The organism is Paenibacillus sp. Soil522, assembly GCF_001428245.1.
GTDB lineage: Bacteria > Bacillota > Bacilli > Paenibacillales > Paenibacillaceae > Pristimantibacillus.
On sequence record NZ_LMRV01000029.1, the window covers coordinates 53639 to 80517 of the forward strand.

The 26879-nt window shown below is 51.3% G+C and carries 27 protein-coding genes; all 27 read left to right on the top strand.

Translation table 11 applies throughout. The features are described from left to right. Positions 1-203 precede the first annotated feature (203 nt). The 27 genes from modA (at position 204) to ASG81_RS06900 (ending at position 26865) form a co-directional block, all read left to right on the top strand. The gene (gene modA, locus ASG81_RS06770; RefSeq protein ID WP_056630900.1) at positions 204-1049 is read left to right on the top strand and encodes a molybdate ABC transporter substrate-binding protein; all 846 of its coding nucleotides are present in this window, start codon (positions 204-206) and stop codon (positions 1047-1049) included. Then, entirely contained in the window at positions 1046-1720 is a 675-nt protein-coding gene (gene modB / locus ASG81_RS06775; RefSeq protein ID WP_056630901.1) for a molybdate ABC transporter permease subunit, read from the top strand. Before modA ends, modB begins: the two co-directional genes overlap by 4 nt. A 73-nt stretch (positions 1721-1793) precedes the next feature. Next, positions 1794-2876, top strand: coding sequence for a hypothetical protein (locus ASG81_RS06780; protein WP_056630902.1), 1083 nt, complete (start codon positions 1794-1796; stop codon positions 2874-2876). A 144-nt stretch (positions 2877-3020) separates the two neighbouring features. Further along, the gene (upp, locus tag ASG81_RS06785; RefSeq protein WP_056630905.1) at positions 3021-3650 is read left to right on the top strand and encodes a uracil phosphoribosyltransferase; all 630 of its coding nucleotides are present in this window, start codon (positions 3021-3023) and stop codon (positions 3648-3650) included. A 48-nt stretch (positions 3651-3698) separates the two neighbouring features. Next, positions 3699-4847, top strand: a complete 1149-nt coding sequence (gene wecB, locus ASG81_RS06790) for a non-hydrolyzing UDP-N-acetylglucosamine 2-epimerase (protein ID WP_056630907.1) — start codon at positions 3699-3701, stop codon at positions 4845-4847. A gap of 187 nt (positions 4848-5034) precedes the next feature. Continuing rightward, the gene (locus ASG81_RS06795) at positions 5035-5307 is read left to right on the top strand and encodes an AtpZ/AtpI family protein (protein ID WP_056630912.1); all 273 of its coding nucleotides are present in this window, start codon (positions 5035-5037) and stop codon (positions 5305-5307) included. Then, positions 5307-5717, top strand: coding sequence for an ATP synthase subunit I (locus tag ASG81_RS06800; protein WP_056630917.1), 411 nt, complete (start codon positions 5307-5309; stop codon positions 5715-5717). The genes ASG81_RS06795 and ASG81_RS06800 overlap by 1 nt, the downstream gene beginning before the upstream one ends. After that, complete coding sequence (atpB, locus tag ASG81_RS06805) at positions 5717-6478, top strand: F0F1 ATP synthase subunit A (RefSeq protein ID WP_056630920.1); 762 nt, start codon at positions 5717-5719, stop codon at positions 6476-6478. Before ASG81_RS06800 ends, atpB begins: the two co-directional genes overlap by 1 nt. A gap of 93 nt (positions 6479-6571) precedes the next feature. Then, a complete protein-coding gene (atpE, locus tag ASG81_RS06810; RefSeq protein WP_056630924.1) occupies positions 6572-6796 on the top strand; it encodes a F0F1 ATP synthase subunit C in 225 nt (74 codons plus the stop codon). A 138-nt stretch (positions 6797-6934) separates the two neighbouring features. Next, a complete protein-coding gene (atpF, locus tag ASG81_RS06815) occupies positions 6935-7417 on the top strand; it encodes a F0F1 ATP synthase subunit B (RefSeq protein WP_056630927.1) in 483 nt (160 codons plus the stop codon). Then, a complete protein-coding gene (locus ASG81_RS06820; protein WP_056630930.1) occupies positions 7414-7953 on the top strand; it encodes a F0F1 ATP synthase subunit delta in 540 nt (179 codons plus the stop codon). The genes atpF and ASG81_RS06820 overlap by 4 nt, the downstream gene beginning before the upstream one ends. Positions 7954-7978: 25 nt before the next feature. Next, entirely contained in the window at positions 7979-9493 is a 1515-nt protein-coding gene (gene atpA / locus ASG81_RS06825) for a F0F1 ATP synthase subunit alpha (RefSeq protein ID WP_056630938.1), read from the top strand. A 240-nt stretch (positions 9494-9733) separates the two neighbouring features. Continuing rightward, positions 9734-10594, top strand: coding sequence for an ATP synthase F1 subunit gamma (gene atpG / locus ASG81_RS06830; protein WP_056630941.1), 861 nt, complete (start codon positions 9734-9736; stop codon positions 10592-10594). Between the two features lie 77 nt (positions 10595-10671). Next, a complete protein-coding gene (gene atpD / locus ASG81_RS06835) occupies positions 10672-12075 on the top strand; it encodes a F0F1 ATP synthase subunit beta (protein ID WP_056630943.1) in 1404 nt (467 codons plus the stop codon). Positions 12076-12099: 24 nt separating this feature from the next. Beyond that, positions 12100-12501, top strand: coding sequence for a F0F1 ATP synthase subunit epsilon (locus ASG81_RS06840; RefSeq protein ID WP_056630946.1), 402 nt, complete (start codon positions 12100-12102; stop codon positions 12499-12501). 362 nt (positions 12502-12863) lie between these two features. Continuing rightward, positions 12864-13235: an NADH-quinone oxidoreductase subunit A gene (locus ASG81_RS06845; protein WP_053377574.1), complete on the top strand. Its 372-nt coding sequence runs from the start codon at positions 12864-12866 to the stop codon at positions 13233-13235. After that, the gene (locus ASG81_RS06850; RefSeq protein ID WP_056630949.1) at positions 13220-13738 is read left to right on the top strand and encodes a NuoB/complex I 20 kDa subunit family protein; all 519 of its coding nucleotides are present in this window, start codon (positions 13220-13222) and stop codon (positions 13736-13738) included. The genes ASG81_RS06845 and ASG81_RS06850 overlap by 16 nt, the downstream gene beginning before the upstream one ends. Next, positions 13735-14391 (top strand): NADH-quinone oxidoreductase subunit C, encoded by a 657-nt coding sequence (locus tag ASG81_RS06855; protein WP_056630952.1) that lies wholly within the window; start codon positions 13735-13737, stop codon positions 14389-14391. The genes ASG81_RS06850 and ASG81_RS06855 overlap by 4 nt, the downstream gene beginning before the upstream one ends. 7 nt (positions 14392-14398) lie before the next feature. Beyond that, on the top strand, positions 14399-15499 hold the full coding sequence (locus tag ASG81_RS06860) for an NADH-quinone oxidoreductase subunit D (RefSeq protein ID WP_056630955.1): 1101 nt from the start codon (positions 14399-14401) through the stop codon (positions 15497-15499). After that, entirely contained in the window at positions 15499-16515 is a 1017-nt protein-coding gene (gene nuoH / locus ASG81_RS06865) for an NADH-quinone oxidoreductase subunit NuoH (protein WP_056630958.1), read from the top strand. The genes ASG81_RS06860 and nuoH overlap by 1 nt, the downstream gene beginning before the upstream one ends. Positions 16516-16531: 16 nt before the next feature. Next, on the top strand, positions 16532-16981 hold the full coding sequence (gene nuoI, locus ASG81_RS06870; RefSeq protein ID WP_056630960.1) for an NADH-quinone oxidoreductase subunit NuoI: 450 nt from the start codon (positions 16532-16534) through the stop codon (positions 16979-16981). Further along, on the top strand, positions 16982-17500 hold the full coding sequence (locus tag ASG81_RS06875; RefSeq protein ID WP_056630963.1) for an NADH-quinone oxidoreductase subunit J: 519 nt from the start codon (positions 16982-16984) through the stop codon (positions 17498-17500). Next, positions 17493-17804 carry an NADH-quinone oxidoreductase subunit NuoK gene (gene nuoK, locus ASG81_RS06880; protein WP_056630966.1) on the top strand — a complete coding sequence of 104 codons (312 nt, stop codon included), beginning with the start codon at positions 17493-17495 and terminating at the stop codon, positions 17802-17804. Before ASG81_RS06875 ends, nuoK begins: the two co-directional genes overlap by 8 nt. An 8-nt stretch (positions 17805-17812) precedes the next feature. Then, entirely contained in the window at positions 17813-19684 is a 1872-nt protein-coding gene (gene nuoL / locus ASG81_RS06885) for an NADH-quinone oxidoreductase subunit L (protein ID WP_056630968.1), read from the top strand. 2 nt (positions 19685-19686) lie between these two features. Beyond that, on the top strand, positions 19687-21312 hold the full coding sequence (locus tag ASG81_RS06890; protein ID WP_056631049.1) for a complex I subunit 4 family protein: 1626 nt from the start codon (positions 19687-19689) through the stop codon (positions 21310-21312). Positions 21313-21315: 3 nt separating this feature from the next. After that, positions 21316-22869 (top strand): NADH-quinone oxidoreductase subunit N, encoded by a 1554-nt coding sequence (locus ASG81_RS06895; RefSeq protein ID WP_056630971.1) that lies wholly within the window; start codon positions 21316-21318, stop codon positions 22867-22869. 915 nt (positions 22870-23784) lie between these two features. Further along, on the top strand, positions 23785-26865 hold the full coding sequence (locus tag ASG81_RS06900; RefSeq protein WP_235548762.1) for a S8 family serine peptidase: 3081 nt from the start codon (positions 23785-23787) through the stop codon (positions 26863-26865). The last annotated feature ends 14 nt before the right edge of the window (positions 26866-26879 follow it).

Genomic DNA, 26879 nt, shown 5'->3' on the forward strand with positions numbered 1-26879 from the left:
TCGATTCAATCTTTAAGTCTTAAACCGAACGGATTTGACCGTTTAGGTTTCGTACAAAATTTCGCCTGTGCGGGAAGCATAACCGGTAATGGCTTGAAGAGCTAGCGCGGGCCGGATTCCAGTATACATTTTCTATGAAATGTAAGTATAATTAACACTTGATATATTAAAACAAGACAACATAGAGATGTGGAGGATAATAAATGTTAAGATTCGTTAAAAGCAGTATGATGTTGTCTGTTCTCTTAATCTTGTCGCTTTTATTGAGTGCGTGCGGAGCGGGTTCCGGATCGCAAACGGCAACCTCTGCGCAATCCCCAGCCGCGAATCAAGCCAGCGAGTCTCCGGCTGAAACAGTGGAGCTGACCATCTCTGCGGCTGCGAGTTTAACAGACGTTTTGAATGAGATCCAGTCTATTTATGAAACGAAACATAGCGGTATTAAGCTGGTCTTTAACTTTGGCGCATCGGGGGCGCTGCAGCAGCAAATCGAGCAAGGCGCTCCTGCGGATTTGTTTTTATCGGCAGCAGCCAAAAACATGAAAGCTTTGGTTGATAATCAATTGATCGATTCCGAACAGCAGCATCATTTATTGTCAAACGAGCTGGTTGTCGTTGTGCCGTCAGATAGCAAGCTGAACATTGGCAACGAACAGGACTTGAAAAAAGAAGAAGTGAAAAAAATCGCTATCGGTATTCCGGAGAGCGTGCCTGCCGGTAAGTATGCCCAAGAAGCGCTAACCAATGCTAATTTATCGGATGCTTTGCAAACCAAAATCGTGCAAGCCAAGGATGTTCGGCAAGTGCTGCAATACACGGAAACAGGCAATGTGGACGCGGGTTTTGTTTACAAGACGGATGCCCTTGCCTCTGATAATGTAAAAGTTGCGTTCGCCGTTGATCCAAACAGCTATTCTCCGATTAACTATCCGGTAGGTATTGTGAAAGCATCCAAGCATGCTGAAGAAGCGGAAGAGCTATATGATTTTCTTCAAACAAACGAAGCTTTAGACGTATTTGTAAAATACGGCTTTAAAATCCCAAAATGATTTTATTAAGTATAGATTGGTTTGAGTTATGGCCTCCTATAGGTTTGTCGCTTCAAGTCACCTTTTTGGCGAGCGTGCTGACGGGAACCATTGGGATTGCTGCAGCCTGGTGGATGTCTCGAAAAAAATTCAGTGGAAAGATCGTCCTTGAAACGATATTTATGCTGCCTATGGTGCTTCCGCCTACGGTTGTCGGTTTCTTGCTGCTGGTCATATTGGGCAGGAGGAGTGTGGTTGGCCGATTTTTTGAGTGGTTGTTTGCAGCACCCATTATATTTTCGTGGTGGGCTGCGGTTATTGCTGCGATCGTTGTGGCTTTTCCGCTTGTTTACCAAGCGATGAAAGTCGGCTTCGACTCTGTAGACCGGGACCTGGAAGAAGCAGCAAGGTCGATTGGAGCAAGCGAGTGGCAGGTTTTCCGGTTCATCACCTTCCCTCTTGCATCGCGATCGGTGCTGTCGGGTTATATTCTCGGGTTCGCCCGTGGATTGGGTGAATTTGGAGCAACGCTTATGATTGCCGGGAATATTCCAGGAAGAACGCAAACGATTCCTACTGCTATCTACGTGGCGGTTGATGCAGGTCATTTGACGATGGCATGGGCATGGACGGTTTGTACAATCGTTATCTCCTTTTTTATGCTGCTGTTAACGGGCAGGTTAAAACGATGAGTCTACAACGAAAGCCGCATTTCCAAAAATTGTGTTAATATAGAGTTACGACGGAATGGCTTGGGAGGATGAGATGGCTCTGGTCTTAACAGTTTTGTTCATTGCTGCAATTCTATTTATTGCAGTGAGCGCAATCATGAAATCGAAGGGTAATGGTCGTAACGGCTATTCAGGAGGAACGGGCAGAGGCCCTATTGGCCGGACGAATGTATTTGCGCCTTGGCCGGATGCGGAGCTGCCGCCGGCGCTCGGCGTACCACACGGTCACCCCGCTAGACCAGCAGCAGAGCGCCTCGAGTCTGCGCTTGGCTTAGACTTTGAAAGCCGCGTAAAGGACCGGGTATTAAAGGAGTATCCGAGGATAAAGGATAAAGAATGGGATTGGACTTGGTTTGAGCTGAAGCGTTACTTTCTGATGTGCGGCATCATGCGCGGCGTTCCCATGTACAGCAGACAGGCGGATGCGGTCTGGCATGAGATGCTTATGTTCACGAGGGAGTATGAGCAGTTCTGCTCGCGCTTCTGCGGCGAAATGATTCACCATGCGCCTCATGCGCCCGGCGCTTCGCCTCATCCGGGAGAGCGGGCCCTGTTCGATTGGGTGTATGGCGAGCTGTTCGGACAGGCGCCGGCAAGCGGCAGAATATGGGGGGCGTTCTATCGGACCCGAATGCCGGAGCAAAAGCTGGAGGAGCTTGCAGAGTGGAGCGCGGATAAGCTGCGCGATCAATGGTTTAACGTCAAAGCATCGGCGCGACATGCCGATTTGCATGCATCGGCCAGCTATTTGATCGATCGGGCCAAATCGCAGCTTACGGCAGCCCGGAGCGGCGAATCGCCTTACGGAAGAGAACCCGGCTCTGCAAGCGGGTATGGCTACGATCCTGCGCTTGGAGCAACCGGCCTGCTTTCGGGACTGCTCATTTACCACTCCGTATCGCATCCTAACGATTTTGCAAAGCAAATGGACCAGGAACAAAACGAGGATGAACGCAAAGCGAACGGCAGCGGTGATTCTACTTATGCCTGCAGCGGGTCCTCTGATGACGGGAGAGACCATTCAGACGGCGGCTCTGGCGGCGATTCGTCCTGCGGAAGCGGAGGCGGGGACGGCGGCGGGTCTTCTTGCGGCGGAGGCGGCTGCGGCAGCAGTTGAGTATATAGGCCAGCTACTTTCATGCAAGTCCCGGTATTTGTTGAGGCTGCCTTCAAAACTCAAGATGCAACCGATAGTTTACAATGCTATAATATACGGGATTGTGTCTGGGCCTATAACAACAAACGGGAGGAATACCGCTCCATGAGCAAATTAATCATTTGCGACCATCCGTTAATTCAGCATAAGCTGACTTTTATTCGGAATAAAGAGACGAATACGAAAGATTTTCGGGAATTGGTTGACGAAGTCGCTACATTAATGTCATACGAACTTACGAGAGAAATACCGCTTGATACGATCAAGGTTCAAACGCCTGTCGCTGAGACGGATGCCAAGGTTGTATCCGGAAGAATGCTCGGCCTTGTGCCTATTCTGCGTGCCGGACTTGGCATGGTAGACGGCATATTGAAGCTGATTCCATCCGCAAAAGTGGGCCATATCGGCCTTGCGCGCGATCACGAGACGCTTCAGCCGAAGGAATATTATATCAATTTGCCGACGGATGCCCCAAATCGTCTGCTCATCGTCATTGATCCCATGCTTGCAACGGGCGGCTCGGCTATCGCAGCCATCACTTCACTGAAGAACCACAACTGCGACCAAATTAAATTAATGTGTCTTATAGCTGCTCCGGAGGGCGTGAAGGCGGTACAGGAAGCGCATCCCGATGTCGATATTTATATCGCGGCCTTGGATGAGCGTCTGAACGAGAAGGGCTACATCGTCCCGGGTTTAGGAGACGCTGGAGACCGCATGTTCGGTACGAACTAACCTGAGCAAGCATGAAATTATAATTGGAGTAAATAGGAGTGAGAGCTTTTGTCTAAACTGAAGGTAATGACCATTTTCGGAACGCGTCCTGAGGCAGTCAAGATGGCACCTCTCGTGCTTGAGCTGCAGAAACGCGAAGACGAGATCGAATCGATTGTATGCGTAACGGCGCAGCATCGCCAAATGCTGGACCAGGTTCTTGATTTTTTTGAGATCCACCCGAACTATGATTTGAATGTCATGAAGGATCGTCAGACGTTAACCGAGACGACTGTACGCGTTCTGGAAGGGCTTGATCCTGTTCTAACGCAAGCGAAGCCCGATATCGTACTCGTTCACGGCGACACGCAAACGACGTTTCTCGCGAGCTATGCGGCGTTCCTGAAGCAAATACAGGTCGGTCACGTGGAGGCGGGGCTTCGTACTTGGAACAAGCTTTCTCCGTATCCGGAGGAAATGAATCGGCAGCTTGCCGGCGTGCTCTCTGACGTGCACTTTGCACCGACGGAATGGTCGGCTAACAATTTGCGCAAAGAGAATAAATCGGATGCTGCTATTTATGTGACCGGAAACACCGCCACTGACGTATTTCAATATACGGTGGACGAATCGTTCTCGCATCCCGTCATAGATTGGGCGAAGGGTAAACGGATGATTCTCATGACAGCACACCGCAGGGAAGCGCTTGGCGAGCCGCACCGGAACATTTTCCGTGCCGTAAAGCGGATCGCCGACGAGCATGAGGATGTTGTCATCGTGTACGCGGTGCATCCGAATCCAGCCGTGAGAGAGCCGGCGAATGAAATTTTGGGCGATCATCCGCGTATTCGCTTGATCGATCCGCTCGACGTATTCGAGTTCCACAATTTCTACCCGCACGCTTATATGATTATGACGGATTCCGGCGGCTTGCAGGAGGAGGCTCCGTCATTCGGCGTGCCGACGCTGGTGCTTCGCGATACGACCGAGCGTCCGGAGGGCATCGAGGCAGGAACGCTTGAGCTTGTGGGCACGGATGAGGAGCTGGTGTACAGCCGGGCGCATGCGTTGCTAACGGATTCCCAGCTGTACGGCCGTATGAGTCTAGCTGCAAATCCGTATGGCGACGGACACGCTTCCGAGCGTATTGTAGACGCGATTTTGCATCATTTTGGCAGGTTGAAGCAGCGTCCCGATTCGTTCACACAAAGTTCATAGTTTTAAAATGATGAAATGCTAGCCGCCCAATATACAGCATACAGTAGTACTGTACGGTTTTGGACGCTAAGAATCCTTTATTTACAGGGTTTTTCGAGCTTTCGTTCACTAAATGTTTGAATTTAAATCAATTGACAAAACTTGAAGCGCTTCGATAAAATAAATGAGAGTTTTGGAGTGATTCCCTATGGATCGATCCAATAAACAACCATCCGAGGAAAATCGGAAACCAAGTGAAAGTAGCTTTGGAGATGATCCTTGGCGAGCTATGGGATTGGTCGGCGCCGTTGGAGTCGATCTAGCCGTATGTCTGGGAGCAGGCTACTGGCTTGGCAATAAAGCTGATAAAGTAAGCGGTACCGAATACTACTCCATCATCGGATTAGTGGCGGGACTTGCGGTCGGCGTTATTACGATTTATTTCCTGATTCGGACATTTGTGGGGGGCAAAACGAAATAATGGACGATTTGTCGGCCCACGTAAAAGCCGTAACAAGATTAACCTTCTTTTTTTTGTCCGTGTGCTGTTTGGCCTGGGTTTTTCTTCCTGCTTATGAAAGCTGGTGGGGCGGGCTCATGATTGGCGGTGCTGCCAGTCTGCTGAATGCCCGTCATTTAGCATGGAAGGTTACGCGGATTGGGGCGAATGCCGCTGCTCAAACAAACCGAAGAGCGAATCTCGGATTTTTTACACGGGCATGTATTGCGCTTCTTGCAGTAGTCATTGCGATAAAAACTTACACGTTTCAACTTCCTGCGACTGTGGCTGGATTATTTGTTGCGCAATTGGCAACACTCATACTGGGTTTTTTGTCCAAGCGGAAGTTGATGGCGACCAATTCTACCGACGAAAGGGGTGAAAACAACTAATGGATCATATTTTTCCAACGGTTCATTTAGCTGGCATTAAGTTTGATTTGGCTGCCATCTATATGATCATCATCACTAGCGTTATCGTATTCGTATTGGCGCGGTTAGCCGTAAGAAACTTATCCGTCACCAACCCTACGAAGATGCAAAACTTCATGGAGTGGGTCATCGAATTCGTTATCGGCATTATCGGCACCTCGATGGATCTTAAAAAAGGCCGTCCATACCTGATTTTGGGAATCACCTTGATTATGTACATTTTTGTAGGCGATATGCTCGGCTTGCCGTTCGGTATCATTACGGAAGTACATCATGGCGCAACCGTTTTCGGCATGGAGCTTGATTTGAAAGGTGCAGAGGAAGGCCACGTGGCATGGTGGAAGTCGCCGACTGCGGATGTAGCGGTCACGGGTGCACTGACGGTAATCGTTATCCTGCTGACACATATTGAGGGTCTTCGACTTAATAGGAAACACTACTTAAAGCATTACATCGAACCGCACTGGGGATTTTTGCCGCTCGCTCTAATTAAGGAAGTGTCGAAACCGTTGTCGCTTGCACTGCGTCTTTACGGTAACATTTTCGCGGGCGAAGTGATGATTTCCGTCATCTTGGGCATGGGCGTCTTTGGACTTCCTGCGCTCGTTGTATGGCAAGGCTTCAGTATGTTTATTGGGGCTATCCAGGCATTCGTATTCTGTATGCTGACGATGGTATACATGTCGCAATCGATTGTGCATGAAGAGCATGGAGAGCATTAATAGGGCTTCAAACCAGAGGATAACGACTAAAAGTCCGGACCGACGGTCAATATAAAACAAAATTTTTTCAAAAAGTTGAGGAGGATTTTTCTAATGGGAGCATTGGCATTAGTTGCAGCAGCAATTGTTTTTGGTTTGGGCGCATTGGGCGCTGGTATTGGTAACGGTTTGATCGTAGGCCGTACGGTTGAAGGTATTTCCCGTCAACCTGAGCTTCGCGGTACGCTTCAAACGACTATGTTCATCGGGGTAGCGCTTGTAGAAGCACTTCCGGTTATCACGCTCGTATTGGCGTTCATTTTCTTGGGCCGCGCTTAATATTAAGCAATCACACATGGCGGGGAGAGTGGGTTTACCTCCGCGCCTTCCTTTTTGTTCAGTCCTCCGGGCTGGCAAGTTATACGCACCATGAGTTTGGTTTAAATCGTGTTAAGCTATGGAAAGGAGTGACGTTTTTTGGAAATCGTATGGTCGACGTTTATCATCCAGCTGGTTGCGTTTCTGATTCTTCTGTTCTTGCTTAAGCGCTACGCGTTCGGACCTTTGCTGAGCATTATGGAACAACGCAAGCAATTCGTTGCGGACCAGATCAATAATGCGGAAGCAAGCCGTCAGCAAGCTGAGCAGCAGTTGGAGCAACAGAAACAAGCACTTCAGGAAGCTCGTAAAGAAGCTTATGACATCATCGAGCAAGCGAAGGCTACCAGCTCGAAACAAGCAGAAGATATTATTCAGGTTGCAAAATCCGAGTCGAGTCGTCTGAAGGACGAAGCGGTTAAAGATATCGAGAGCGAGAAAAACAAAGCGGTTGCTGCTCTTCGCGAAGAGGTTGGCGGCATCTCTGTTAAAATTGCTTCGAAAATTATCGAGCAGCAAGTTGATGAGAAGTCCCAGGAGAAGCTGGTTGACCAATACCTGAAAGAGGTAGGAAGCAAATGAGCCGGGATACCGTGGTAGCGAAGCGCTACGCTAAAGCACTGTTTGAGCTTGCGCAGGAGCAAAGCATCGTTTCACAAGTGGGTGAGCAGCTGAAGCTTGTCGTTGATACTTTGGGGAAAGAACCGGAAGCTTCTAAATTTCTGGATCTTCCAAGTATCGATCCGGCGAAAAAGATTGCCGTGTTCAAAGGATCGTTCGGCGATCAGATATCCGCGCTGCTGCTTCACACGCTTGAACTTCTTATTATCCGCGGACGCCAAGATCTCATTGCCGATGTATACAAGGCGTATACCAAAGTTGCCGGAGAATCGCTCGGTCAAGCTCAAGCAACGGTATATACAGCCAAGTCATTAACGGGTGCAGAGTTGTCTGAAGTGGAAATCATCTTCGGCAAGTTGAGCGGCAAGAAGATCGTTGCTGAGCAAATTGTTGATTCATCTTTACTCGGCGGCGTGCAAGTACGCATCGGCGACCGCCTTTATGACGGCAGCTTGTCCGGCAAGCTGGAGCGTTTACAAAAATCGTTTAAAATCTAATGCATTGTAGATAGGGGTGAACGAATTGAGTATCAGACCTGATGAAATCAGCACGCTGATTAAACAACAGATCGAACAATATAAATCCGAAATTCAAGTCGTAGACGTCGGCACCGTAATCAATGTCGGTGACGGTATCGCCCGCGTACACGGTTTGGAAAATGCGATGCAGGGCGAACTGCTCGAATTCTCTAACGGTGTTGTCGGTATGGCTTTGAACTTGGAAGAAAGCAATGTCGGTGTCGTTATCCTTGGACCATACACGGATATTCGTGAAGGCGATCAAGTAAAACGTACAGGCCGTATTATGGAAGTACCAGTCGGCGAAGAGCTTCTTGGCCGCGTAGTAAACCCGCTTGGTCAGCCGCTTGACGGCAAAGGACCTATCAACACAACTCAATTCCGTGCGATTGAATCTCAAGCGCCGGGCGTAATTGACCGTAAATCGGTTCATGAGCCTATGCAAACGGGAATTAAAGCAATCGACGCGATGGTACCGGTTGGCCGCGGACAACGTGAGCTTATCATCGGCGACCGTCAAACAGGTAAAACAGCGATTGCAATCGATGCAATCATCAACCAAAAAGGCAACGGCGTGAAATGTATTTACGTTGCTGTCGGCCAAAAACAATCCACTGTTGCGAACGTAGTAGAAACGCTTCGCCGCCATGGCGCACTTGATTACACTATCGTTGTAACAGCTGGCGCATCTGAACCGGCACCATTGCTCTTCCTGGCTCCATATGCAGGCTGCACAATGGGCGAGTACTTCATGTACAAAGGCGAGCACGTTCTCGTTATCTATGATGACTTGTCGAAACAAGCGGCAGCTTACCGTGAGCTATCACTCTTGCTTCGCCGTCCACCGGGTCGTGAAGCATATCCGGGTGACGTATTCTACTTGCACTCCCGTTTGCTTGAGCGTGCAGCTAAGCTAAGCGATGCTAGAGGCGGAGGTTCAATGACGGCATTGCCATTCATTGAGACACAAGCATCCGATGTATCGGCATACATTCCAACGAATGTTATCTCGATCACAGACGGTCAAATCTTCCTGGAAGCAGATCTGTTCTACGCCGGTCAACGTCCAGCGGTTAACGTTGGTATCTCCGTATCCCGTGTAGGCGGTTCCGCTCAAATTAAAGCGATGAAGAAGGTAGCTGGTACGCTCCGTCTGGATCTTGCGGCTTACCGTGAGCTTCAAGCGTTCTCGCAATTCGGCTCTGACCTCGACAAATCGACGCTTGCCCGCCTTAACCGCGGTGCGCGCACGATGGAAATTCTTAAGCAAGACGTTAACCAGCCGATGCCGGTTGAGAAGCAAGTTATCTCGATCTACTCAGCGGTTAAAGGTCACTTGGATGAAATTCCGGTATCGAATATCCTTCGTTTTGAGAAAGAGTTCCATGCATACCTGGATTCGAACAGCCCTGAAATCGGCCAATCGATCCGTGATACGAAGGACATCACTGCAGATAACGAGAAAGCTCTCGTAGAAGCAATCAATAAATTTAAGAAAAGCTTCGCTGTAACGGCTTAAAAATAAAAAGCCAAAGCCCGAGTATTCCAATCCGGGCTTGAGCTCCTTACTCCTACCAACACCAGGCGTGAAGAGCTCTGTGCATAACTTGCATTGAAGTGTGGACGGAGAGCGGGACTGTTGCCGGAGAGTTTACGTGCAACTTCAACAGCGGCCGCAGGCAATAGTCCTGCTCGCAGTCCATGCCTTCAATAAGCAGTTATAAGCAAGCTCCAACGCAACAAAGGCGGGTGAAACCAAATGGCAAAAGGTATGCGCGATATTAAACGCGAGATCAAGAGTAAACAAAATACAAAGCAGATCACAAAAGCGATGGAGATGGTTGCCGCTTCCCGCTTGAGAAAAGCGCAGGAAGCTGCTCAAGCATCGCGTCCATACGCTGAGAAGCTGAAGGAAGTTGTAGCAAGCATCGCAGCCGGCACAAAGGGTGTGAAGCATCCGATGCTAGAATCGCGTCCGGTAAAGAAGACGGGTTATCTCGTTATTACTTCCGACCGCGGTCTTGCAGGCGGCTACAACGCGAACATTCTTCGTAAAGTAACGCAAACGATTCGTGAAAAGCATCAGTCAAATGATGATTACGTGCTGTTCGTTATCGGACGTAAGGGCCGGGATTACTTCCGCCGCCGTAACATGCCAATCGTTGAGGAAGTGACTGGCTTGCCGGATTCGCCGACATTCGCCGACATTAAATCGGTTGCTTATTCTGCGGTTAAGAAGTTCTCTGAAGGCGCTTATGATGAGCTTTACTTGTACTACAACGAATTCGTTAATGCGATTACTCAAGTTCCGACAGCATTACGTTTATTGCCGCTTGAAGAAGTGGGCGGAAACGCATCTGTCACATCGTACGAATACGAGCCATCACCGGAGGGCGTGCTTGAAGTGCTGCTGCCTAAATATGCGGAAACGCTCATTTACAGCGCGGTTCTAGACGGCAAAGCAAGTGAGTTCGGGGCACGTATGACTGCCATGGGAAGCGCAACGAAAAATGCGACGAAGATCATCAACCAATTAACGCTCACATACAATAGAGCGCGTCAAGCGGCGATTACGCAAGAAATATCCGAAATCGTTGCGGGGGCAAACGCCCAATCGTAACCTATAGCTGCAAGAGCCGGGCGCTTGTCATAAGCTGACCGGCTTGCAGTAACAAGAAGGAACCAGGAGGGAAAACCATGAAAAAAGGACATGTTGTATCCGTCATGGGTCCGGTCGTAGACTTAGAGTTCGAACGCGGCAATTTGCCGGAAATTTTGAACGCTGTCAAAATCGAGCAAAAGGGCGAAGCAGGCGGCATTGATATTAACTTGACGCTTGAAGTAGCCGTTCACCTCGGTGACAATAAGGTACGTGCCGTAGCTATGAGTACGACAGACGGTCTTGTACGCGGTATGATCGCTGTAGATACAGGCGCACCCATTACTATTCCGGTTGGAGCTTCAACGCTCGGCCGTGTATTCAACGTACTTGGAGAGCCGATCGACGAAGCTGGCGATGCCACTTCGACAATTAATCTTCCAATTCACCGTCCAGCACCAGCTTTCGACCAATTATCCACGCAAGCGGAAATTCTTGAAACAGGCATCAAAGTAATCGACCTTCTCGCTCCATACGCAAAAGGCGGTAAAATCGGCCTCTTCGGCGGCGCGGGCGTAGGTAAAACGGTTACGATTCAAGAGCTTATCAACAACATCGCACAAGAACACGGCGGTATTTCCGTATTCGCGGGTGTTGGTGAGCGTACTCGTGAAGGTAATGACCTTTACCACGAGATGAAAGACTCCGGAGTTCTTAGCAAAACTGCGATGGTATTCGGACAAATGAATGAGCCGCCAGGCGCACGTCAACGTGTTGCTTTGACGGGTCTGACAATGGCTGAATATTTCCGTGATGAGGAAGGTAAAGACGTACTATTGTTCGTCGACAACATCTTCCGTTTCACGCAAGCAGGCTCCGAGGTTTCGGCCCTTCTAGGCCGTATGCCTTCCGCAGTAGGTTACCAGCCAACGCTGGCAACTGAAATGGGTCAGCTGCAAGAGCGTATCACGTCAACGAAAAAAGGCTCGGTTACTTCGATCCAAGCGATCTACGTGCCTGCCGATGACTACACGGATCCGGCTCCTGCAACGACGTTTGCCCACTTGGATGCTACGACGAACCTTGAGCGTAAAATCTCCGAGATGGGTATCTTCCCAGCGGTTGATCCGCTCGCGTCGTCTTCCCGTATCCTAAGTCCTGCAGTTTTGGGCGAAGAGCACTACAATGTAGCTCAAGGCGTTAAGAAAATTCTTCAGCGCTACAAAGAGCTTCAAGATATTATCGCAATCCTTGGTATGGACGAGCTAAGCGAAGAAGATAAATTGACCGTGTCTCGCGCACGTAAAATTCAACTCTTCCTGTCTCAACCGTTCCACGTTGCTGAACCGTTCACAGGTATCAAAGGCAAATATGTACCTGTTAAAGAATCCGTTCGCAGCTTTAAAGAAATTCTCGAGGGCAAACATGACGACCTTCCGGAAGAAGCTTTCCGATATGTTGGTGTGATTGAAGAAGCCGTGGAGAAAGCCAAAACGCTTTAATAGCGAAAGGCGGGAGGAATCCACATGAGTTCGTTTTTGGTAGAGATCGTAACACCGGAGCGTAAGGTGTACACAGAGACAGCAAACATGGTTAGCGTAAAAGGTATTGATGGTGAGCTTGGTATTTTGCCAAATCACATTCCGCTCGTAACGCCGCTTCGTATCGCTCCTGTCGTCATCAAACGCGATAATAAGGCTGATGTTGTAGCGGTTAATGGAGGCTTTATCGAGGTACGCAAGGATAAGATCGTTATTCTTGCCGAGAGCGCTGAGCTTGCGACTGATATTAACATCGAGCGTGCAGAAGCCGCCAAACAGCGTGCTGAACAGCGTCTTGCTGCTAATAAGCAGGATCAGATCGATTTCCGTCGTGCGGAGCTTGCATTGCAGCGTGCGATGAATCGTCTGAACGTCAAACAAAAATAAGCATCAACTGAGCACCGCTCATGCCTCAAGTGGCATAGGCGGTGTTTTTGTTAAAATATAAGAATTTATAAGTTTCACATTTATAAATAAGCTTATATTTCACCGCGAAACGAGCTGTTGCCGCCAAAGGACGGCGACAGCCGTTTACGCTATAAGCCGCAGGAAACCTTGTTAAAGGGGCCTGCGGCTCTTTTTTGTACATAATTATGACTTGGAAGAGTTATCCTAAGATTTATTAGACAAGGATCCGTCACCGGCCTAACTCCATCATAGACGAGTGTGGAAGCATTTGTTATAATTGTGAGGAAAAAATTGACCAAGCGGCAACGGTCCGTACCTATTCAATTGACGGAGGCGATCGTGTGGAAAACTACGCCAATAACTATGTCGTCGTGGCTATTTTTATCGTGTTAGGCATTTTGCTTCCAGTCGTTGCATTGACTGTAGGGAGGCTGCTTAGACCAAACAAGCCGACTGAGCTCAAGCAAACCACTTATGAAAGCGGCAATGAGCCGGTTGGTGAAGGACAGGTCCGTTTTAACATTCGCTATTACTTGTTTGCATTAATGTTTGTCATCTTTGATGTGGAAACCGTTTTCTTATATCCGTGGGCCGTCGCATACAATAAGCTCGGCTTATTTGTGCTAGTCGAAATGCTGATTTTTGCGGGAATGCTGTTTATTGGTCTTCTATATGCCTGGAAGAAGAAGGTGCTGAAATGGAATTCAGTCTAGAGTCAATTTCGATCGAGGAGCGCAAAGAGCTGGAGCGCAACGTATTTATGGGAACCTTGGAGCAATTAAAGGCTTGGGCAAGGAGCAACTCGTTATGGCCGCTGACGTTCGGGCTCGCCTGCTGCGCAATTGAAATGATGGGGACGGGAGCGTCCCATTATGATTTGGACCGCTTCGGCGTCATGTTCCGTACCTCGCCGCGTCAGTCGGACGTTATGATCGTTGCGGGAACGGTCACGAAAAAGATGGGACCGCTCCTAAGGAGGCTGTATGATCAAATGCCGGAGCCGAAGTGGGTTATCGCAATGGGCTCATGCGCAACGGCTGGCGGGCCGTACATTAAGTCTTACGCGGTCATAAAAGGCGTCGATCAAATCGTGCCTGTCGATGTATACATTCCCGGCTGCCCGCCTAACCCGGCAGCGCTTATCTATGGCATTAATAAGCTGCAGGAGAAGATCCGTTACGAGGCGAAAACCGGAAAGCGGGTGACCGGCCGATGAGCGAGGAGCAGAAGAATAGTGGAGAGGCACCCCTTACGGAGTCGCCGCCCGTAGACGCGGAGCGCGAGGCGAAGCTGAAGGCGGCGGCCGAAGCGCGCGCCGCAAGAGCCGCAGCGAAGGAAAAGGCTGAGGCGGAAGCGGGAGAAGCCCCGCCGGAAGCGCCAAAGCCGCCATCACCGAGGCAGCCGGAGCTGGATGCTATCGTAGCGCTGCTGAAGCAGGAGATTGAAGAGGCAGCGGTCGAGGATGCTTACGTGAATGAATTAAATGGCGATATGCCGATGATTATCGTAAGCAATTCGCATTGGCGCGAAGCTGCACGGCTGCTAAAGGAGCATGAACAGCTTCGCTTTAACTACTTGCGCAATGTATCCGGTGTCGATTATGAGACGCATATGGAAGTGGTGTATCATATGGTTTCACTCGGCAGCAAACGGGAAGCCGCGATTAAGATCAAGGCGGACCGGGAAGCGGCGTCCGTCTATTCCGCAACGCCGGTCTGGGCGACGGCTAATTGGAATGAACGCGAAATCTACGATCTGCTGGGCATCGATTTTCCCGGGCACCCCGATATGCGGCGGATTATGATGCCCGACGACTGGGTCGGCCATCCGCTGCGCAAAGATTATGAACCGTTAGACTCGGAGGTGTAGGCAGCCCTTGATTCGTACAGAAGAACTGCTGTTAAACGTTGGTCCCCAGCATCCAAGCACGCATGGCGTGTTCCGAATCATCGTGAAGCTCGATGGGGAAGTCATTACCGAGGCGACGCCCGTCATGGGCTACCTGCATCGCGGCACCGAGAAGATCGCTGAAAATTTAAATTTCACACAAATCATTCCTTATACGGACCGTATGGATTACGTCTCCGCGATGACGAATAATTATGTGCTCGTGCATGCGGTCGAGACGATGATGGGACTTGAAGTCCCGCAGCGGGCGGAGTATCTCCGGCTTATCGTCATGGAGATGCAGCGTGTAGCGAGCCATCTTGTCTGGTGGGGAACCTACCTGCTTGATATCGGGGCAATGAGCCCTTTTCTATATGCGTTCCGCGACAGGGAAATCATTATCGATTTGTTTAATGAGCTGTGCGGCGCAAGGTTGACCTACAACTATATGAGAGTCGGAGGAGTGAAGTGGGATGCGCCTCCAGGCTGGCTGGATAAGGTGCACGAATTTATTCCGTATATGGAGAAGAAGCTGGAGGAGTACGACAGGCTGGTCAGCGGCAACGAAATTTTTCTTGCCCGCATTAGAGGAATCGGACAATATGATGCAGCGACGGCGATTGATTACGGTCTGACGGGGGCCAATTTGCGCTGCACCGGCGTAGACTTCGATATTCGCAAGGCAGAGCCATACAGCTTGTACAGCCAGTTCGAATTCGACGTACCGCTGGGCAAAAACGGCGATTGCTATGACCGTTACCGCATTCGGATGGAGGAGATTCGTCAAAGCCTGCGTATTTTGAAGCAAGCGCTGGAGCGCTTTCCGGACGGTGGGGAAACGATGGGGAAGGTGCCCCGCGCGATTCGTCCGCCGGCAGGGGAGGTTTACGTGCGAATTGAATCGCCGCGCGGGGAAATCGGCTGCCATATCGTATCCAAAGGCAAAGCAGAGCCGTACAGGCTCAAGTTCCGGCGGCCGTCCTTCGTTAATTTGCAAATACTGCCGAAGCTGCTCGTAGGCGAAACGATGACGAATCTCATAACGATACTGGGCGGCATTGATATTGTCGTCGGGGAGGTCGATTGCTGATGCAGCCTTGGCTAAACCAATCGCTCACTTGGGGAAACGCGCTTGTGCTGTTTTTATGGGCGGTTGTATTTCTGTTCATCGTGCTTGGCTTCGTTACGTATGCGATTTATTGCGAGCGCAAGGTAATCGGCTGGATGCAGCTGCGCATCGGACCCAATCGGGTCGGCCCTTTCGGCTTGCTGCAGACGGTGGCTGATATTTTCAAACTGCTCATTAAGGAAGATACGATACCGCGCAAGGCTGACCGGGTGCTGTTTATAATCGCGCCTGCGCTGGCTTACGTACCGGCCTTCTCGGTGCTGGCCGTGCTCCCTTATACGCAAAATCTTTATTTCGCAGATTTGAATGTCGGACTGCTCTATTATGTAGCTTTGTCGGGTATTTCGACACTTGCCATCGTGCTTGGCGGCTGGGCTTCAAACAACAAGTATGCGCTCCTTGGGGGTATGCGCTCTGCAGCGCAGATGATAAGCTATGAGGTGCCGCTCGTCATTTCGGTCGTAGGCGTTATATTGCTTAGCGGCAGCCTGAATTTACGTGATATCGTGGCGGAACAAGACGGCGGCTGGTTCTGGGACTGGAATTTCCTGCCGCAGATCATTGGCTTCGCCATATTTATGATTGCAGCTGTCTCGGAGCTCAATCGTACGCCATTCGATCTGCCGGAGGCGGAGTCGGAGCTTGTCGCGGGGTATCATGTCGAATACAGCGGCTTCCGCTTCGCGTTTTTTATGCTTTCAGAATATGTGTACGTTTATGCGATTGCCGCACTTACGACCGTGCTGTTCCTTGGCGGCTGGCATGCGCCGGCTCCGTTTCTCGATTTTGTGCCGGGCATCGTCTGGTTTTTGCTCAAATTTGCGTTTATCGTGTTTTTTCTGTTTTGGATCCGCGCCACTCTGCCGCGCATTCGCGTGGATCAGCTCATGGGGCTGGGCTGGAAGGTGCTGCTGCCGGTTTCGCTGCTCAACGTGTTTCTGACGGCTGCGTATTTGGAGCTGTTTATTAAGAACTAGCAAAGGGGAGAAGGAAATGAAAGGAATGCTGCAAGGACTGGGCGTTACGCTCAAATCGATGACGGCTCCAAAAGTAACCACCTCCTATCCTGACGTGCCCATTGTCATGCCGGATCGGTTCCGTGGCATTCAGCACTTTATTCCGGAATTGTGCATCGTCTGCAATCAATGCGCGCGCATTTGCCCGACGGATTGCATAACGCTGACAGGCAAGCCGAACCCTGATCCTGAAAAAAAAGGCAAGGTTATCGATACGTTTGATATTAATTTTGAAATATGCATCTTATGCGACCTATGCACCGAGGTATGTCCGACCGAAGCGATCGTGATGTCGAACCATTTTGAGCTGGCAACGTTCAGCCGTGACGACTTGTTTAAAGACGCGCAGTGGCTCACCGACAATAATACGCTCACCCGGCAGGATAATAATAATATCGGAGCACCGGCCAAAGGGGGCGCGAAATAGTTGTCCAATATTGCTTTTACGGGTGAGTTCGCCGCGTTTTTCGTCTTTTCGGCGATTATGATTGGCGGGGCCGTTCTAATGATTAGCTTAGACAAGGTCGTCCATATGGTCATTTCCATGGCGGCTGTGTTTCTTGGCTTAGCAGGGATGTTCGTGCTGCTCGAGGCGGAGTTCGTCGCTTTCGTACAGGTGCTGATCTATGCCGGAGCCGTTTCGATACTGATGATTTTCGGCATTATGATGACGAAGCATCAGGCTGTGGAGCGGGAGCCTGCGAAGCCGCTGCACGAGACGCTTGCGGCAATCGGGGCGCTTTGCTTGTTCGGCGTTTTGTTTTTCGCCATTCGTACGACGACGTTCCCGGAGCCGCAGCCCTTCCAACCGGCCGAAGATAATACGATGGCTATCGGTGAGCTCTTATATACGGGATATGTGATCCCGTTCGAGCTGCTCTCGGTACTTTTGACGGTCGCGTTTATCGGGGCGATCGTGCTTGCCAAAAAGGAGGCGGATGAATAACATGCTTCCATCCTATTTAACGATGGCGGCCATCCTGTTTTGTATCGGGCTTTATGGCGCTTTAGTGAAAAGAAACGCGGTCGTCGTTTTGCTGTCGCTCGAGCTTATGCTGAATGCGGTTAATTTGAATTTGATTGCCTTCGCGAAGTACGGCGCAGTTCCGTCGCTGACCGGGCAAATATTCTCGTTATTCACGATTACGGTTGCCGCGGCTGAAGCGGCGATCGGGGTAGCCATCTTGATAGCGCTGTTCCGCTTGCGCGGAACGGTTAATGTCGATGAATTTGACAAAATGAGGAGGTAGCGCGGCGTATGGACAGGTACACACAGGCGGCATGGTTAATCCCGCTGTTTCCGCTGGCGGCATTCCTCGTTTTGACGGCGCTCGGCCGAAGCTATCGGCGGGCGGGCGTAATGATCGGCTCGATTGGCTCGTTAGCAGCCTTCATCCTATCCTTGCTAATCGTGATTGATCGGCTTGGCGCTAACGAAGTTGATTATAACTATTCCTTCGATTGGATCGTAATCGGAGAGTATACGCTTCGCATCGGGTTCGAGGTGACGAATCTGACGGCGCTTATGCTGGCGGTCGTCACGCTCGTCAGCTTTCTCATTAACGTATACTCGGCCGGCTACATGAAAAATGATGAGCGGATTACCGTGTTCTACGGCTATGTCGCGCTGTTCACATTCTCCATGCTCGGACTCGTTCTGTCCGACAATTTATTGTCGCTTTATATTTTTTGGGAATTGGTTGGTGTCTGCTCGTTTCTGCTGATCGGATTTTGGTTTACGCTGCCCAAAGCGCGAGCAGCGGCCAAAAAAGCGTTTATCGTAACGCGCATCGGCGATGCCGGTTTGCTGTTGGCGATTCTGCTGCTGTTCTGGTATATGCCGGATCATGCGCTCGATTTTACAACGATTCAAAGCGTGTTCGACGGGCAATCCGGTGCGATTACGAACGGCATCACGACGCTTATCGCTTTGCTAATTTTCCTTGGCGCTGCCGGCAAATCGGGTCAATTTCCGCTTCATGTCTGGCTGCCTGATGCCATGGAAGGGCCAACGCCGATCAGCGCGCTGATTCATGCGGCTACGATGGTCGCGGCAGGCGTGTTTCTTATTGCGCGGACGTACGATATTTTTCAGGATTCAGCGGCAGCCATGGAAACGGTCGCGTATGTGGGCGGCTTTACGGCCCTGTTCGCGGCGACGATCGCGCTGGCGCAAAATGATATTAAACGAATTTTAGCCTACTCTACAGTCAGCCAGCTTGGCTATATGATGATGGCGCTTGGTCTCGGCTCCTTAACGGGCGGGATCTTCCATTTGTTTACGCATGCTTTCTTTAAAGCGCTGCTGTTTCTGGGAGCGGGCAGTATCATTCATGCGGTACATACGCAAAACATCAATGAAATGGGCGGACTCGGCCCGAAAATGCGGGTGACGGCATGGACCTTCGCGATTGGGTCATTAGCTCTCTCGGGCATTCCGCCGTTATCCGGCTTCTGGTCGAAGGATTTGATTTTGACGATCGCCTGGGAGACTAACCCGCTGCTGTTCATCGCCGGCTTAGCTGCCGCTTTCTGCACGGCGCTCTACATGACGCGAATGTTCTTCCTCGTGTTTATGGGAAAACCGGGCGCGGCCTCCTCCAGTGCGCATGAATCTCCTGCTTCAATGACGCTGCCGATGGTCGTGCTGGCCGTGCTGGCCGTTGCTTCCGGCTTCGTAGAGACGCCGTGGAACGGCTCGTTCGGTACATGGATCCACGATGGCAGTGAAGAGGCGCATAACAGCGGTGTAGCAATTGTCGGATCGATTGCCGCATCCTTTCTCGGTATTTATATCGGATGGCTCGTATACGGAAAAAGAAGCGTCAGCAGAATGGCATTTCAGGAACGAACGCCTGGGCTCGTTAAGCTGCTTGAACGCAGTTATTACGTAGATGAGCTTTACGCTGCGATTATCGTTAAGCCGTTAAAGCTGCTTGGCTCCTCGCTGATGATCATTGATGCGTATGTCATTGGCGGAATCGTCCGGCTGACAGGAGCAGCTGCAAGCTACGCGGGGAGAGCGGCAGCCCGGCTGCAGAACGGCCAGGTGCAAGCCTATGGATTGGCGGCCGTAATCGGCTTCGTAATCCTTGTGGCTGCTATAGTAGGAAGGAGGTTCCTGCCATGAGCATGTTGAATAACCTTCCCGTATTGTCGCTTATTTTGTTATCGCCCCTTCTTGGCGTGCTCATCCTATTATGGCTTCCGAAGCATCGGAGCAGCTGGATGAAGACGGCGGTTGTCATCACGACGCTAGTCCCGCTTGTCCTCTCTTTCTGGCTTTATGCCGATTACGACAAGCAGCAGGGCGGAGCGGCATTCGATGAGCAGCTAAGCTGGATCGAGGTGCCGCTCAATAAGGAGTCGCAAGCAGGCATTTCTGCATTTACATTTACGTTTCAATATGCGCTTGGGGTTGATGGGCTGTCGCTTCCGCTGCTGCTGCTGACGACGCTCGTGACGGCGATGGCCGCGCTTGCGGCCGTTCACGTGAAAAAACGGTGGAAGTCGTTCTCTATCTGGTTTCTGCTGCTCGAGACCGGCATGCTTGGCGTATTTCTTGCCCGCGATCTGTTTTTGTTTTTTGTCTTCTTCGAGCTTACGCTTATTGCGATGTACTTTTTAATCGGGATATGGGGCTACTTCAATCGGGAGCGTGCGGCCAATCAATTTCTGATCTATAACGGGATTGGGTCGGCTATCATGCTGATTGCTTTCGTTCTTCTTGTGAACACGGCGGGCTTTCGCATCGATCAGGCGGGCGGGCAGGTGAATTTCATATATAGCGGGAGCTATGCGGATATATTCAGCAATATGGCTGATCCGGCCGCATGGGTGAACATGGCACCGGAGCAGCTGGGCATGATCAATCCATTCCAAATGACGGATACGATGCAGTGGGTTTTGTTTGTTATGCTGCTTGTTGCGTTCGGCATTAAGCTTCCGGTTTTTCCGTTCCATACCTGGATGCTGAAGGTGCATACGGAAGCTCCGCCCTCAGTCGTTATGATCCATTCCGGCATATTGCTGAAAATGGGCGCATACGGCTTGCTGCGATTCGGGCTGCTGCTCTTCCCTGAGCAGGCCAGAGATTTTGCGGTACCGCTGGCTGCGCTTGGCGTTATTAACATTTTGTATGGGGCGCTGCTTGCCTTCAGGCAAAGAGAGTTCAAGCTTGTGCTTGCATACTCGTCGATTAGCCACATGGGCATCGTCCTGCTCGGCCTTGCCGCTTTTAACGAAATAGGGCTGCAGGGGGCGGTGTTTCAGCTCGTATCGCATGGCCTCATATCCGCGCTGCTGTTCTTGATCGTTGGCAGCATCTATGAGCGTACAGGTACGACCGAACTGTCCGGGCTAGGCGGCTTGGCGCGCTCTATGCCATTCATAAGCGGCGTACTGCTGACAGCGGGTCTCGCTTCGCTGGGCCTGCCGGGATTATCCGGCTTTATAGGAGAGTTTCTATCGCTTCTCGGCCTGTTCGAATCGATGCGCTGGCTGAGCGCGGCGGCTGTGCTCGGCGTTATTTTGACCGCTGTCTATATGCTGCGTGCCGTCCTTAAAATCACATTTGGATCACAGCCGGAGAAGTTTGGCGCATTGAAGGACGCGAGGCTCATCGAAGCGGTTCCGATGATCGTGCTGCTTGCATTTATTGTGCTGCTCGGCTGTTACCCATCCGTGCTCACTGATACGGTACAGCATGGCATCGACGGACTGTTCGAACCATTACTTGCAACTAGGGCGGGGGGATAGACCATGTACGAAGGCGTTTCTTTTATACCACTGACATGGACGGATATGCTCTACCTTGCCCCGGAGTTTGCGCTTGCTGCTATGTTTCTGTTCCTGGTCGTGCTGGATCTGCTCTTGCCTGAGCGTGTGAGCAGGCTGGCCATCGGCTGGTTAACGCTTGTTGGCTTACTCGTCTCGCTTCTGCTCGTCGTGCTCCGGTTGCTGGACATGAATCAGGGCGGGGCATCGTCCGAGTCAATCAGGCTGCTTAGCAACAGCTACCGGATCGATGATTTTTCCAGCCTGCTAAAAATCGTATTTTTGACGGGGACAGCGCTTATCGTGCTGCTGGCGCTCGGATCGGTACGGGATGAGGAAGCGATAACGGACAAAGCGGAATACTTTTATCTGCTGCTGCCTGCGCTTATGGGCGCTATGATGATGACATCATCGGGCAATTTGGTGACGCTGTACATCGGGCTGGAGCTGCTCAGCCTAACGAGCTACGTGCTGGTCGGGATGAGGCGCAAATCGTCGTTATCCGCCGAGGCTGCGTTTAAATATGTCGTAACGGGCGGCATATCCTCCGCTATGGTGCTGTTCGGGATGTCTTACATATACGGTATAACGGGCTCGGTCGATCTTGGCGTCATTGGGGAGGCTTTGCCTCGCGCTCTGATTGATTTCAAAGCGCTTGCGTATGTGGGCTTCTTCTTCATGATCGCCGGCTTCGGCATTAAGATTGCAGCTGCGCCGTTTCATGCATGGGCGCCCGACGTGTATCAGGGTGCACCGACTCCGGTGTCGGCCTTTCTGGCGGTTATCGCCAAGGGAGCGGCGCTTGCGGCTATCTTCAGAGTGATGTTCAGCACCGCGTTATTCGCCGTGAGCGAGGAAGACGCGTATGTGTCGAACGATATCTTTTTTGCCCTGCTGGTTCTGGGTGCGGCAGCGATGCTTGTCGGAACTACGGCGGCGCTAAGGCAAAAGAATGTGAAGCGCCTGCTCGCCTTGTCAGGCGTGGCTAACGCTGGGTATATGCTCGTCCCGATCGGGATTTCGATAACGGTGGTGCACAGCAGCAACTTCTCTGAATTTGTTTATTATTTGGTCGCGTACTTATTTATGACGATAGGGGCGTTCGCCGTGCTAACGGTCGTGAGCCGGGCATCCGGGCATGAGGAGCTGAAGGGCTTCGCCGGGATGTATTATCGGGCCCCATGGACGGCTGCAGCGATGGTCATATTCGTCTTGTCGCTGGCCGGCTTGCCGGTATCCGGCGGATTTTTTGGGAAGCTGTTTATTCTGCTGGGGGCAGCGAGCTCCAAGGCTTACTGGCTGGCCGCCATTATGGTCGTGAGCAGCGTCATTTCTTATTACTTTTACTTTGGCATCGTGCGTCAAATGTTCATGCGGAGCGGAAATGACGCCGGTGAGCTTCGAATTTCAGGCGTGACGGGATTGGTTATCTGGCTGTGCGCAGCGGCGACGATCGCGCTGGGCGTTTTCCCGGGACCATTAATGGAATGGATAGATGCCGTATTCTCGATCAAGGCCGACTTAATGATCATTGGTTAAGCAGACAGCGGTTGTTTGGAGCGGCTGGTTATTATTCGAAAAAAGCATGGCGAAGCTCACTCGAAGACGTAAGGTTTTCGTGTGAGCGGGCCTTGCTTTTTTTATTTTTTATGCCGGTACATACTTGTTTTAATCCGCTGCTGAAACGCTTAAGACTCTCCAACTTAATTTAGGGCTTTATAGTTCTGTTGCACGAAGTGCAGCGGGGCTTTTATACTGCCGATTGAAAGGTGAAGCTTATGCCCGCTGCGCGGGTTGAACGAATTGCGGTAAAGACTTCTCTTATTCATCGCTTTATAAGCAGATTCTACGAAGTAAGGGGAAAGATGGGCCTTATTTGCATATGAATTTCCCTCTCAAGACAAGAATGATTAAATAAAGGTACTCTTATCCTTTATTCTACGAGATATGCTGGATAGGAGTGAAATAAGTCCGCTTTTTCCCTTTAACCCGAAACCTACTTCTATTAATCGAACATCTCCCAAAACGAACCAATAAGCGGCGCTTAGCAAGCATACTTTTTAGTAGGCTTCGATTGTAATCCGCTTTAATTGTTTCAATGGAGAGTGATAGTGGTAAGGATCAGCAGGGGAGTAAAGCTTCATAGAAGTAGTATTCGAGTAGCATCTAGCTTCCGGGAGCCCCGTCATCTGTTCTAGTTCTTATTGACCGGGAAATAATAGGTTTACGCAGGATATTGTCATCCAAACCTATGAAAGGGTTGGTTAGTAGGTCTTTTGTCCTTTTGTGTGCCTGCAACAAGGGAAATGATAGATCCAAAGAGAAAAGATAGGGATAGCAGAAACCATTTGAAAGTGGGAAGAAAACTATAATTGATCCGAAACGAAAAGGTAAAATATGATGATTAGTCGATTAGTACCAAAACGAGCAAAGAAATCGCAGCAGGTTAGTGCTTTGGCCTCTAAGGCTAAGATGGCATCTGCGGTCAAAAATAATAGCTCGCTATTGCGCAAGCGAGCAAGCCCTAAGGGCACGCTCGCCGCGCGCATGCTCCTGCGTCGCACGCTCGCCGCGCGCATGCTCCTGCGTCGCACGCTGCTCGCGCTGCTGCTCGCGAGCGTCGCCCTCGGGGGCATAGCCCCCGCAGGGCTCGCTCCCGCAGCGACGCCTGCGGCGCTGGCCGCCGCAGCCGGCGCGGCCGATGGCGCCGCCGGCGCCGGTCAAGAGCAGCCGCAAAGCTGGCTGCTCAAATGGCAAGACCCCGCGCAGGCGCATGAGCTGCGCGGGACAAAAGTGCTGCGCCGCCAGAATGAGGCGGCGGTTATGCTCGTGCGTCCGGCCGATGAAGGCGCGGACGTGCAGGAGTGGCTGCACCGGCTGCAAGGCACGCCGGGCGTGGAATATGTGCACCCGAACTACGGGGTGCACATCCTGTCTCTGCCAGCCGGCGAGGCTATGGCCGCGCTGGCTGTGGGCACCAACTCACTGCCGGCAGGCTCCAAAGCGCCGCCAGCGTCCACCCCGGCTGGCCCCTCGTCTGCGGCCGCAGCGGCGCTGCCGGCTAATGATCCTGAGCTGTCCAAGCAGCGCTATCTCAGTCAGATTGGCGCGCAAAAAGCGTGGGAAACCGTTCGAGAGAATAAGGAGCTTACGATTGCGATCGTCGATACGGGCGTTGATTTAGACCATCCGGATTTGAAGGATAATCTCGTTCCAGGCGCTAACCTGTTCAGTCCGGGCGAGCCGCCTGAGGATGATAACGGTCATGGGACGAGCGTAGCAGGTGTCATAGCGGCTGCGGGCAATAACGGCATTGGCGTATCAGGCATTCTCTGGAAAACCAAAATCATGCCGATCAAGGCGCTCGATCAACATGGTGACGGTACGGAGCAGGAGCTTGGCGAAGCGATACTGTATGCGGTTCGCAGCGGTGCTAAGATCGTCGTGCTGTCGGTCGGCTTACATCGTTACTCCCCTTATATGCTCGACATTGTACATTATGCGGAAAGCAAAAACGTGCTGCTGGTAGCAGCGGCAGGCAATGACGGGGTATCTCTCGGAGAGAAAGCAGCTGTGAAATATCCGGCGGCTTATCCGACCGTGCTCGCTGTCGGGGGCGTAAAGGCCAATAATACGATAGACACGCGCTCGAACCGGGGCACGGAGCTCGATCTCGTCGCACCTTGGAATGTATACACGACAGCGCTAGGAGGTAAATACAAGGCAGAGGAAGGCACATCCATGGCGGCTCCGCAAGCCGCAGCGGCAGCTGCGCTTGTATGGGCGCGCTACAAAAATCTGCTGCCCCACCAAGTTCGCGCGCTGCTGCGTCAGACGGCTAAAGATATCGGCGCGCCTGGCGCGGACAGCTCATCCGGCTATGGTGTGCTGCAGATCGACAAAGCCGTACGCTTCGTCTTAAAGCCGGATAGCTTCGAGCCAAACGAAAGCCATTCGGCTGCAGCCCGGTTTCCGCTTCATACGAATATTTCAGCCGTGCTGCAAGGGACGGATGATCATGATTGGTATCGGGTCGATACGCCGTATGACGGTACGCTGACGATCCAGTACGAAGCGCTTGCAGCCAGCGGAAAAAGCGTGCCGCCTGTCAGGCTCACCCAATATACGAACGGGGTGAAGCAGAGCGTGTACGATACGAAGCTGGCAAGCAGGTCTATCGACATGGAAGTCCGAAAAGGCCAGCATCTTATACACCTGGAGCTCATCAATCAGAGCAGCGATGATGATCTGCCGTACCTGTTAACGTCGACCTTTACAATAAAACAAGACGATTACGAAAAAAACGATAAAACCTATGAGGCGTTTACGCTTCAGCCCCGTTCCCAGTCGATAACGGGCAATTTTCATCAGACCGCTGACCGGGATTGGTTTTCGGTAACCTTCACCCAGAGCGGGAAGCTTAGCCTTTCGCTCAGCACGAATACGGCGCGTATCGATCCCGGACTAGCGCTTCAAAGAGCAGGCCAGCAATTGATGGTGTACGACGATGAAGGCGAAGGGCATACGGAGCAGTCACCTGTCATAACTGTGACTCCCGGTAAATATTATATTCGTGTTCACAATGCGATCTCTTCCGAAGCGAGTCCCACGATGGGGATTTACACACTCACGATGAATTATACTCCTAAGTATGATGATCCGAATGAGCCAAACGATAAATCGTACGAAGCCTTTATGATTAACCCTGGCACCGAGTATCTCGGGGTCATCGGCAGCTATTCCGACGCGGATTGGTTTCAATTCCGGATTTCGAGCCCAAATCTCGTGAGCATGCTGATAAGCGGCGTACCGAAAGGCATTGCTTTGAATCTTCAAGTATATGATAAAAGGATGAAACAGCTGACAACTGCCCGAACAGGAGCAAGCGGCAAGCTGCAATCCAGCGACCAGCTGCTGCAGCCGGGCGTATATTATGCGAAGCTGACGTCAGACGAACCCTTTGACAAGCAGTACTACCGTTTAAAAATAAAATCGGAGGAGCTGGTTGCCGGATTCCGGGATATTAAGGATCACTGGGCGCAAAGCGAAATCGTTGCCTTAAACAAAAGAGGCATCATTAACGGCACAGGCAACAACCGGTTTGAGCCGAAGCGCGCGATTACGCGAGCGGAGGCCGTAGCGATGGTCGTAAAGGCTTACACGCCGATTTCATCCACTACAGCGCAAGCGAAGCTCTTCAAGGATGTTACAGTGAATCACTGGGCTAATGACGCCATTGAAAGTGCGGGAAAACAGGGGTGGGTAAAAGGGTTCCCGGATGGTACGTTTAAGCCAGACCAGCCGATTACACGGGCGGAGATGGCGATTATTATCGGCTATGCCGACGGTGTTAAGCCGCGGCTGCCTTTCGTCGATCCGTTCGCTGACGTCTCCAAATCTCACTGGTCAGCTCCGATGCTGTTCGCGATGAGGATGAATGGGCAAATCGAAGGCTTACAATCCAATCAGTACAAACCGAAGCAGCAGGCAAGCCGAGCCGACTTCACCGTGCTGCTGCACCGAGTCATGAACTAATTTTTTCAGGGGGA

What these genes read in the sequence shown, in the direction of transcription:
- modA (WP_056630900.1), top strand. Translation starts at nt 204, where the DNA reads ATGTTAAGATTCGTTAAAAGCAGTATGATGTTGTCTGTTCTCTTAATC.
- modB (WP_056630901.1), top strand. Translation starts at nt 1,046, where the DNA reads ATGATTTTATTAAGTATAGATTGGTTTGAGTTATGGCCTCCTATAGGT.
- ASG81_RS06780 (WP_056630902.1), top strand. Translation starts at nt 1,794, where the DNA reads ATGGCTCTGGTCTTAACAGTTTTGTTCATTGCTGCAATTCTATTTATT.
- upp (WP_056630905.1), top strand. Translation starts at nt 3,021, where the DNA reads ATGAGCAAATTAATCATTTGCGACCATCCGTTAATTCAGCATAAGCTG.
- ASG81_RS06795 (WP_056630912.1), top strand. Translation starts at nt 5,035, where the DNA reads ATGGATCGATCCAATAAACAACCATCCGAGGAAAATCGGAAACCAAGT.
- ASG81_RS06800 (WP_056630917.1), top strand. Translation starts at nt 5,307, where the DNA reads ATGGACGATTTGTCGGCCCACGTAAAAGCCGTAACAAGATTAACCTTC.
- atpB (WP_056630920.1), top strand. Translation starts at nt 5,717, where the DNA reads ATGGATCATATTTTTCCAACGGTTCATTTAGCTGGCATTAAGTTTGAT.
- atpE (WP_056630924.1), top strand. Translation starts at nt 6,572, where the DNA reads ATGGGAGCATTGGCATTAGTTGCAGCAGCAATTGTTTTTGGTTTGGGC.
- ASG81_RS06820 (WP_056630930.1), top strand. Translation starts at nt 7,414, where the DNA reads ATGAGCCGGGATACCGTGGTAGCGAAGCGCTACGCTAAAGCACTGTTT.
- atpG (WP_056630941.1), top strand. Translation starts at nt 9,734, where the DNA reads ATGGCAAAAGGTATGCGCGATATTAAACGCGAGATCAAGAGTAAACAA.
- atpD (WP_056630943.1), top strand. Translation starts at nt 10,672, where the DNA reads ATGAAAAAAGGACATGTTGTATCCGTCATGGGTCCGGTCGTAGACTTA.
- ASG81_RS06840 (WP_056630946.1), top strand. Translation starts at nt 12,100, where the DNA reads ATGAGTTCGTTTTTGGTAGAGATCGTAACACCGGAGCGTAAGGTGTAC.
- ASG81_RS06850 (WP_056630949.1), top strand. Translation starts at nt 13,220, where the DNA reads ATGGAATTCAGTCTAGAGTCAATTTCGATCGAGGAGCGCAAAGAGCTG.
- ASG81_RS06855 (WP_056630952.1), top strand. Translation starts at nt 13,735, where the DNA reads ATGAGCGAGGAGCAGAAGAATAGTGGAGAGGCACCCCTTACGGAGTCG.
- nuoH (WP_056630958.1), top strand. Translation starts at nt 15,499, where the DNA reads ATGCAGCCTTGGCTAAACCAATCGCTCACTTGGGGAAACGCGCTTGTG.
- nuoI (WP_056630960.1), top strand. Translation starts at nt 16,532, where the DNA reads ATGAAAGGAATGCTGCAAGGACTGGGCGTTACGCTCAAATCGATGACG.
- nuoK (WP_056630966.1), top strand. Translation starts at nt 17,493, where the DNA reads ATGAATAACATGCTTCCATCCTATTTAACGATGGCGGCCATCCTGTTT.
- nuoL (WP_056630968.1), top strand. Translation starts at nt 17,813, where the DNA reads ATGGACAGGTACACACAGGCGGCATGGTTAATCCCGCTGTTTCCGCTG.
- ASG81_RS06890 (WP_056631049.1), top strand. Translation starts at nt 19,687, where the DNA reads ATGTTGAATAACCTTCCCGTATTGTCGCTTATTTTGTTATCGCCCCTT.
- ASG81_RS06895 (WP_056630971.1), top strand. Translation starts at nt 21,316, where the DNA reads ATGTACGAAGGCGTTTCTTTTATACCACTGACATGGACGGATATGCTC.